General features: G+C 68.4%; 7 protein-coding genes and 1 pseudogene. 5 read left to right on the top strand and 3 right to left on the bottom strand.

Annotated features, from left to right (window positions below; translation table 11 throughout):
* From RDU12_RS10010 to RDU12_RS09995, 4 genes and pseudogenes are all read left to right on the top strand, one after another.
* Positions 1–526: pseudogene (locus tag RDU12_RS10010) on the top strand (RsmB/NOP family class I SAM-dependent RNA methyltransferase); the annotation flags it as partial.
* Positions 523–1170 (top strand): 5'-methylthioadenosine/S-adenosylhomocysteine nucleosidase, encoded by a 648-nt coding sequence (locus tag RDU12_RS10005; RefSeq protein ID WP_300290260.1) that lies wholly within the window; start codon positions 523–525, stop codon positions 1168–1170. The pseudogene RDU12_RS10010 and the gene RDU12_RS10005, both read left to right, overlap by 4 nt.
* Positions 1167–2729 carry a glutamine-hydrolyzing GMP synthase gene (gene guaA, locus RDU12_RS10000; RefSeq protein ID WP_300290262.1) on the top strand — a complete coding sequence of 521 codons (1563 nt, stop codon included), beginning with the start codon at positions 1167–1169 and terminating at the stop codon, positions 2727–2729. The genes RDU12_RS10005 and guaA overlap by 4 nt, the downstream gene beginning before the upstream one ends.
* A gap of 289 nt (positions 2730–3018) precedes the next feature.
* Complete coding sequence (locus RDU12_RS09995) at positions 3019–4272, top strand: site-specific integrase (RefSeq protein WP_300290263.1); 1254 nt, start codon at positions 3019–3021, stop codon at positions 4270–4272.
* Here the strand turns inward: RDU12_RS09995 and RDU12_RS09990 are convergent.
* The 3 genes from RDU12_RS09990 to RDU12_RS09980 form a co-directional block, all read right to left on the bottom strand.
* Entirely contained in the window at positions 4229–4519 is a 291-nt protein-coding gene (locus RDU12_RS09990; protein WP_300290264.1) for an AlpA family transcriptional regulator, read from the bottom strand. The two genes, RDU12_RS09995 and RDU12_RS09990, sit on opposite strands and share 44 nt — an antisense overlap.
* A 111-nt stretch (positions 4520–4630) precedes the next feature.
* On the bottom strand, positions 4631–5185 hold the full coding sequence (locus RDU12_RS09985) for a GNAT family N-acetyltransferase (RefSeq protein WP_300290265.1): 555 nt from the start codon (positions 5183–5185) through the stop codon (positions 4631–4633).
* Positions 5182–5490 carry a DUF1778 domain-containing protein gene (locus RDU12_RS09980; protein ID WP_300290266.1) on the bottom strand — a complete coding sequence of 103 codons (309 nt, stop codon included), beginning with the start codon at positions 5488–5490 and terminating at the stop codon, positions 5182–5184. Before RDU12_RS09980 ends, RDU12_RS09985 begins: the two co-directional genes overlap by 4 nt.
* Before the next feature lie 380 nt (positions 5491–5870).
* On the opposite strand from RDU12_RS09980, the gene RDU12_RS09975 reads away from it, so the two are divergent.
* A partial coding sequence (locus tag RDU12_RS09975) for a ParB/RepB/Spo0J family partition protein (RefSeq protein ID WP_300290267.1) occupies positions 5871–7481 on the top strand: 1611 nt, incomplete at its 3' end.

Genomic DNA, 7481 nt, shown 5'->3' with positions numbered 1-7481 from the left:
CGCCTGCGACGTGGTCCAGAAGCGGCTCGACAACATCCGGCCCCGGCTGGCCCGCGCCGGCGTGGCCGCCGACCTGCGGCTGATCGGCCAGAACGGCGGCGGGGTCGAGGAATTCAACGGCAAGTCCGACCTCGTCTTCGTCGACGCCCCGTGCAGCGGCTCGGGCACCTGGCGGCGGCGCCCCGAAGACGCCTGGCGACTCAAGCCGGACGAGGTCGAACGTCTGCACGCCCTGCAACTGCGCATCCTCGACCAGGCCGTGGCCCTCGTGAAGCCGGGCGGCCGGCTGGCCTATGTCACCTGCTCCCTGCTGACCCGGGAGAACGAGGCGGTCGCCGAGGCCTTCGAGGCCGCCCATCCGGACTTCCGGCCCCTGCCGGTCGCCGGTCTGCTGGGCGCCCCGACCCTGACCGACGCCGCCCGGGAGACGCTCTCCGCCAATGCGGCCGGCCACCGTCTGCGCCTGTCGCCGGCCTCGACCAACACCGACGGCTTCTTCCTCGCCCTCTATGAGCGGCGGGCGTGAGCCGGGACTGGGCCCTTTCCCGCTTCGGTCCGAAGACCGTCCTGTGCGTCATGGCCGCCGAGCCCGAATACGGCCCGGCCCTGAAGGCCCGCATCCGGCCGCTGATCACCGGCGTCGGACCGGTGGAGGCCGCCGCCGCCGTCGGCCACGCCCTCGCCGAGCTGAAGGCGGGGGACGGCCTGCCTGACGGGATCGTGTCTCTCGGCTCGGCGGGATCGCGGACCTTGGACCACGCCCGCGTCTACCGGGTCTCGTCCGTCAGCTATCGCGACATGGACGCCAGCGCTCTCGGCTTTCCGAAGGGCGAGACGCCGTATCCGCGCGTGCCCGCCGTCCTGCCCCTGGCCGACGGACCGGCCTCGCTGCCGAAGGCGCGGCTGGCGACGGGGGCCAGCGTCGTCTCCGGCGCCGCCTATGACGCCTTCGACGCCGACATGGTCGATATGGAGACCTTCGCCGTCGTCCGCGCCGCCGCCCGTTTCGACGTCCCGGTCCTCGGCCTGCGCGGCGTCAGCGACGGCCGCGCCGAGCTGAGCGCCCTCGAACATTGGACCGACGCCCTGGCGGAGATCGATCTCCGTCTGGCCGAGGCCCTCGACCTGTTGCATGACCATTTCACGCCTGCCGCCACGGAGCCCGCATGACCGCCCCCGCTGATCACCAGAAGGTCCTGATCGTCGATTTCGGCAGCCAGGTGACCCAGCTGATCGCCCGCCGCCTGCGCGAGGCGCGGGTCTATTGCGAGATCCATCCCTACGCCAAGGCCGAGGCCGCGCTGGCGACTATGAAGCCGCAAGCCATCATCCTGTCGGGCGGGCCCGAGAGCGTCCACGAGGAGGGCAGCCCCCGCGCGCCGCAAGGCGTGTTCGAGGCCGGCGTGCCGGTGCTCGGCATCTGCTACGGCGAGATGACCATGTGCGAACAGCTCGGCGGCAAGGTCGAGGGCGGCCATCACCGCGAGTTCGGCCGGGCCGAGATCACGGTGCAGAAGACCTCGCCCCTGCTGGCCGACCTCGCCGCGGTGGGCGAGGACGAGACCGTCTGGATGAGCCACGGCGACAAGATCGTCGCCATCCCGCGGGGCTTCGATGTGGTCGCCACTTCGGCCGGTTCGCCCTATGCCGTGATCGCCGACGAGACCCGCCGCTTCTACGGCGTCCAGTTCCACCCCGAGGTGATGCACACCCCGCGCGGCGCGACCATGCTGAAGAATTTCACCCACGGCATCGCCGGGCTGAAGGGCGACTGGACCATGGCCGCCTATCGGGACGAGCAAGTCGCCCGGATCCGCGAACAGGTCGGTTCGGCGAAAGTCATCTGCGGCCTGTCCGGCGGGGTCGACTCCTCGGTCGCCGCCGTGCTGATCCATGAGGCGATCGGCGACCAGCTGACCTGCGTCTTCGTCGACACCGGCCTGCTCAGGAAGGACGAGGCGACCCAGGTCACCGAACTCTTCCGCGAGCACTACAACATCCCGCTGATCCACGTTGATGCGTCGAAGGAATTCCTCGGAGAATTGGCGGGCGTCGCCGACCCCGAGACCAAGCGCAAGATCATCGGCCGGGTCTTCATCGAAGTCTTCGACCGCGAGGCCCACAGGATCGAGGGCGCCGAATTCCTCGCCCAGGGCACTCTTTATCCCGACGTCATCGAGAGCGTGTCGTCGTCCAGCGGCAAGGCCCATGTCATCAAGAGCCACCACAATGTCGGCGGCCTGCCGGACTTCATGAAGCTGAAGCTGGTTGAGCCCCTGCGCGAGCTGTTCAAGGACGAGGTGAGGGCGCTCGGCCGCGAGCTGGGCCTGACCGACGCCTTCGTGGGTCGCCACCCGTTCCCGGGGCCGGGGCTGGCCATCCGCATTCCCGGCGAGATCACGCCCGACGCCGTCGCCACCCTGCAGGAAGCCGACGCCATCTACCTCGAGGAAATCCGCAAGGCCGGCCTCTACGACCAGATCTGGCAGGCCTTCGCCGTGCTGCTGCCGGTCAAGACCGTCGGCGTCATGGGCGACGCCCGCACCTATGAGAAGGTTCTGGCCCTGCGCGCCGTCACCTCGACCGACGGCATGACCGCCGACTTCTTCGAATTCCCGTGGGAAGTACTCGGCAAGACCGCGACGCGCATCGTCAACGAGGTGCGCGGCGTCAACCGCGTGGTCTACGACGTGACCTCCAAGCCGCCCGGGACGATCGAGTGGGAATAGTCCGGGGCTTTCGGAGCCTTTCGGCGGCGCTTTCAAAACCGGCGCTAAAACACTGACTTACAAGATAAATGCCTTCGCTGCCTTTCGATATCGTTCGAGGGGCAGCGAAGGCGTGCGTCGGTCTTCCTGACGGTCCCGCTCCCATTGCTTCCGGCGACTCCGATTCATACCGTCATAGGGCCGACGGCGGCCTGACGGTCTTTTTTCGAGCCAAAGCTCTGACTTTGCAAAGGAAAAAGTTTCCGAAAGACCCCGAAAGCGCCTGACGGTCTTTTGGAGTGAATTTGGCATGCTTACGGACGCAGAACTGCGCAATTTGCGCGGAAAACCAAAGCCTTACAAAAAGACCGACAGGGACGGCCTGTACGTCCTCGTAACACCGTCAGGCGGCGTTTCCTTCAAGTACGACTATCGCTTCAACGGGCGGCGCGAGACGGTCACCTTCGGCGCCTACGGCCCGGCCGGCCTGTCGCTCGCCAAGGCCCGCGAACTGGTGCTCGACGCCAAGCGGAGCATCGCCGCAGGCGTCTCGCCGGCCCTCGAAAAACAGCGAGCCAAGCGGCGGCGGGCGGAGGCGCGCAGCTTCGGTCACGCCGCGCGCCGGTGGATGGATCACGCCCCCATGGCGGACAGCACCCGCAACATGCGGCGGTCGATCTTCAACCGCGAAGTGCTGCCGCAGTGGGAGAATCGGCTTCTGGGCGAGATCACGCCGGACGATCTGCGGGCGCACTGCAAGACCATCGTGGAGCGGGGCGCGCCGGCGACGGCCATCCACGTGCGCGACATCGTCAAACAGATCTACGCCTGGGCCATCCTGCACGGCGAGAAGATCGACAATCCGGCGGACGGGGTCGGACCGGCTTCCATCGCCACCTTCCGGCCGCGCGACCGATCGCTGTCGCCGACCGAAATCCGGATCGCGCTAAGCCTGCTGGGGGAGGTGGCGACTTTGCCGACGATCCGTCTGGGCCTGAAGTTCATCCTGCTGAGCATGGTCCGGAAGAGCGAGCTCCAGGACGGGGTCTGGGACGAGGTGGATTTCGCCAACGCCGTCTGGTCCATCCCCAAGGAGCGGATGAAGCGGTCGCGGCCGCACAACGTCTATCTCTCGACCCAGATGCTCGACATCCTGATTGCGTTGAAGACCTGCGCCGGCAACTCCCGCTACATCCTGCCGTCGCGCTACGACGCCGACGCGCCGATGTCGCGGGCGACCTTCAACCGGGTGACCACGGCGATCGCCGAACGGGCCCGGGAGCGGGATCTGCCGCTGGAGTCCTTCACGGTCCACGACCTGCGGCGGACTGCCTCGACGCTACTGCACGAGATGGGCTTCAACTCGGACTGGATTGAGAAATGCCTCGCCCACGAAGAGCGGTCGTCGCGCGGCGTCTACAACAAGGCCGAGTTCGAGGCCCAGCGCCGGCACATGGCCCAGGAGTGGTCGAACGCCGTGGACGCCTGGGAGGCGGGGCGGGCGTTCACGCCCGTGCTGGTCATCCCGGAAACGGCCGGTCCTCGCTTCGATCCGCGGCTCTGACCGGTCGGCTGACCCGTTTGCGGACGTCGGGCGGCGGTGCCCGGCGGATAGGCTTGGCCCGGCGAAGCGCCAGCCAGGCCTCGACCTCGGCGAGGTCCCAGACGACGCAGCGCGGCGTCAGCAGAAACCGCCTCGGGAACTGACCGCGCTGCTCCATCTCCCAGATGGTGCTGTCGGCCAGCGGCACCATCTGGCGCAGTTCGGGCTTCTTGATCGTTCGACGCAGGGGCGGGGCGGGCGCGGCCATCGGGGTCTCCGTTCGTTTCGGGAATCGAAGCCGAAAGATCGCGACAGGACCAGCCGTACGCCTTGCGTCCGCAAGTTTGCGGGTTCCGCCGCTGCGCGTCGCCGGCGATCCCTACGGCGCTTCGGCGATCAACGCTTTCACCGTAGCCATGGGCAGGAACAGACGCAGGGGGTTGGCGGGAAGCGGTTCAAACCCGTAGCCCCGGTAGAGCGCCAGACGCCGCCCGACCTGTTCGGGATCGCCGCAATCCAGGACGTCCAGCATCACGACCGCTACGCCGAGCGTTTCGCTCGCCTGGGCGAGACGCCGCAGGCAGTCGATCAGCAGGTCGCCGCCGAAACCCTTGCCCTGGAAACCCTGATCCACCCCGATCATCGAGATGTAGGCGGCGGGAATCCGGCCATGGCCGGGGCGCGTCCGTGCGTATTTCGCGGGCAGGTCGGTGTATTCGATGCTGTGGGCGTTGGTGGCGTAGAAGCCGATCAGGGCGCCCCGGGGGTCGGTCATCACCCAGACGCGCAGATTGTCGGCCTTGGACAGCTTGTTCGCCGTCTTTCTGAAGAAGTTGTCGACCTGATCTATGCCGCAGGAAAAAGCCGTCCGATCATGTTTTTCAGGATCGAACGGCTCAATGATATTCAGGGCGTCGGCATCGCTGTCGCTCACCGACTGGCGACCGTCTCACGATGACGGGCGAAGGCTGCGCGGAGCTTGTCCGTGGGAGCCGGGGGCGCATCCATGGCGGCGAAGAAGGCCGCATGGTCGAGCGGGGCCAGAACCGTGCGCTCATGCGCCTCGATGGTGTTCAGGGCCGATTCATAGGCGGCGTTCATCGTGAATACGGAATCGTCCACGCCGGCCAGGGCCGCGGCGCGTTGAATGGTCTGCTTGATGCGCGGCTTGGTCCGGAAGTTCATCCGTTCCGTGCTACGTTCATCCAGCGCGCTGACTTGATCCTTGAAAGCGAGCATGGCTGCCTCCTGTACTCCTTGAACTTGAAGAGTATGTACGTCTATGTGGCGTACAAGTCAAGACGCGGTTGGCGTCGGGGCGGATCCCCGCGCCACCCGTCCGACGCCGCGCCCTGGGACCGTCATCGTTTCGAAAAGGGCTAAGGGCTCCGCCCTCGCGCGGGCCAGGGTGAAGCGGCTTCGCCGCCGGATCGGCCGGTCTCCCCGACCTTCCGCGCCCGCGAAGACCATCATCAACATCATAGGCAGCAGGCTTGTGCAGGTCGGGCGATCCCCCTCCGGCCGATCCGCCCTGGCCCTTGCTACCCCGGTCTCGCCGACGGGCAGGGTTTCAGGCGCGCAGTTCGCGTGCCTGCAACCCATGCCCAAAGGAGGCAGACATGACTGCTCAATCCACTCAAACCCTCGAAACGGCGGCGGCTGACGCCGCCGCCGTGGCCGCTGCGGAGCCCGTGCACGGCGCGGAGGTCGTGGTTCCCCTGAACCGGCTGAAGGCGTCGCCGAGGAACGCCCGCAAGGTGAAGCACAGCGACGCCGGGATCGAGGCGCTGGCGGCGTCGATCCGGGCCAAGGGGGTGTTGCAGCCGCCCGTGGTCGAGATCGAGCGGGACGGGGAGGGCGTCCCGACCGGAAACTACCTCGTCACCATCGGCGAGGGGCGGCGGCAGGCGCTGCGGCTGCTGGCCAAGCGCAAGGCGATCAAGCGCACCCATCCGGTGCGCGTCATCGTGGACGCCGACAACGACGCCCATGAGATCAGCCTGGACGAGAACATCACCCGCGAGGCCATGCATCCCGCCGACCAGTTCGAGGCCTTCCGGCGATTGGCAGAGGAGAAGGGTTACGGGCCCGAGGAGATCGGCGCCCGGTTCGGGGTGTCGGCCCATGTGGTGCGGCAGCGGCTTCGGCTCGGGGCGGCGGCGCCGGAGTTGATGGCGGCCTATCGCGAGGGGACGCTGGCGCTGGACCAGTTGACCGCCTTCTGCGTCAGCGAGGACCGGGAGCGCCAGCGGCAGGTGCTGGACCAGATCGGCCCTCACACCCCGGCCTACGCCATCCGCCGCGCCATGACCGAGGCCAAGGTGAGCGTCGGCGACCGGCGCGCCCGCTTCGTCGGCGTCGAGGCCTATGAGGCGGCGGGCGGTTCGGTGCTGCGCGACCTGTTCACCGAGGATGGCGGCGGCTGGCTGGAGGACCCGGTCCTGCTCGACCGGTTGGTCGGCGACAAGCTGGCCGGGCTGGCCGACGAGGCCCGCCAGCGCGAGGGCTGGAAATGGGCCGAGGTCATCATCGACTACCCGGACCTGTCCGGCTTCGGTCGGGTCTATCCGGTCGCGGTCGAGCGGTCGGAGGCGGACGCCGCCGCCATCGCCGCGCTGTCGGCGGAGTACGACCGCCTCGTCTCCGAAACCGACGCGGCGGAAATGCTGCCGCCCGAGGTGGACGCCCGGCTGGAGCAGATCGACGCGGCCTTGCAGGCCTTCGGCCCCGAATACGACTACACGGCGGAAGCCAAGGGGCGCGCCGGGGTGATGGTCCTGCTCGGCCATGACGGCCTCGCCCGCTTCGAGCGCGGTCTGGTCCGGGCGGAGGATATCGCCAAGGAGCCGCCGCCATGGACGGAGGAGGGCGGCGCGGACGAAGGCGCCCCGAACCGCTCCGAACAGGACGCCGCCGGAGCAGACGGAGCCGGAGGGGAAGGCGCGGGAGCGACCGACACCCTTTCGGCGGACGCCGACGACCGTCTGGCGCCGCTGTCGGACCGGCTGGTCATGGACCTGACCGCGCATCGCACTATGGGCCTGCGCGACGCGGTGCAGGCCGACCCCGCCGCCGCCCTGTCGGTCGTGGTCCACGCCATGGCGCTGGAGGTCTTCTATCCCGGCTACGGCCTCTGGACGCCGCTGCAGCTTCGGCTGACGGTGAGCGGGCTGGAGCGGCTGGCCCCCGACGTTTGGGACCGTCCCGCCGGTCGCCGACCCGGCGTCCGG

Source organism: Brevundimonas sp. (assembly GCF_031082345.1).
In the GTDB taxonomy this organism is placed as follows: Bacteria; Pseudomonadota; Alphaproteobacteria; order Caulobacterales; family Caulobacteraceae; genus Brevundimonas.
The sequence above is the reverse complement of the archived record's forward strand: the minus strand, read 5'-3'. Positions and strand labels throughout refer to the sequence as shown.

Bases quoted from the DNA above. Each gene is read 5' to 3' on its own strand.
- guaA (WP_300290262.1), top strand. From the start codon at position 1,167: ATGACCGCCCCCGCTGATCACCAGAAGGTCCTGATCGTCGATTTCGGC.
- RDU12_RS09995 (WP_300290263.1), top strand. From the start codon at position 3,019: ATGCTTACGGACGCAGAACTGCGCAATTTGCGCGGAAAACCAAAGCCT.
- RDU12_RS09990 (WP_300290264.1), bottom strand. From the start codon at position 4,519: ATGGCCGCGCCCGCCCCGCCCCTGCGTCGAACGATCAAGAAGCCCGAA.
- RDU12_RS09980 (WP_300290266.1), bottom strand. From the start codon at position 5,490: ATGCTCGCTTTCAAGGATCAAGTCAGCGCGCTGGATGAACGTAGCACG.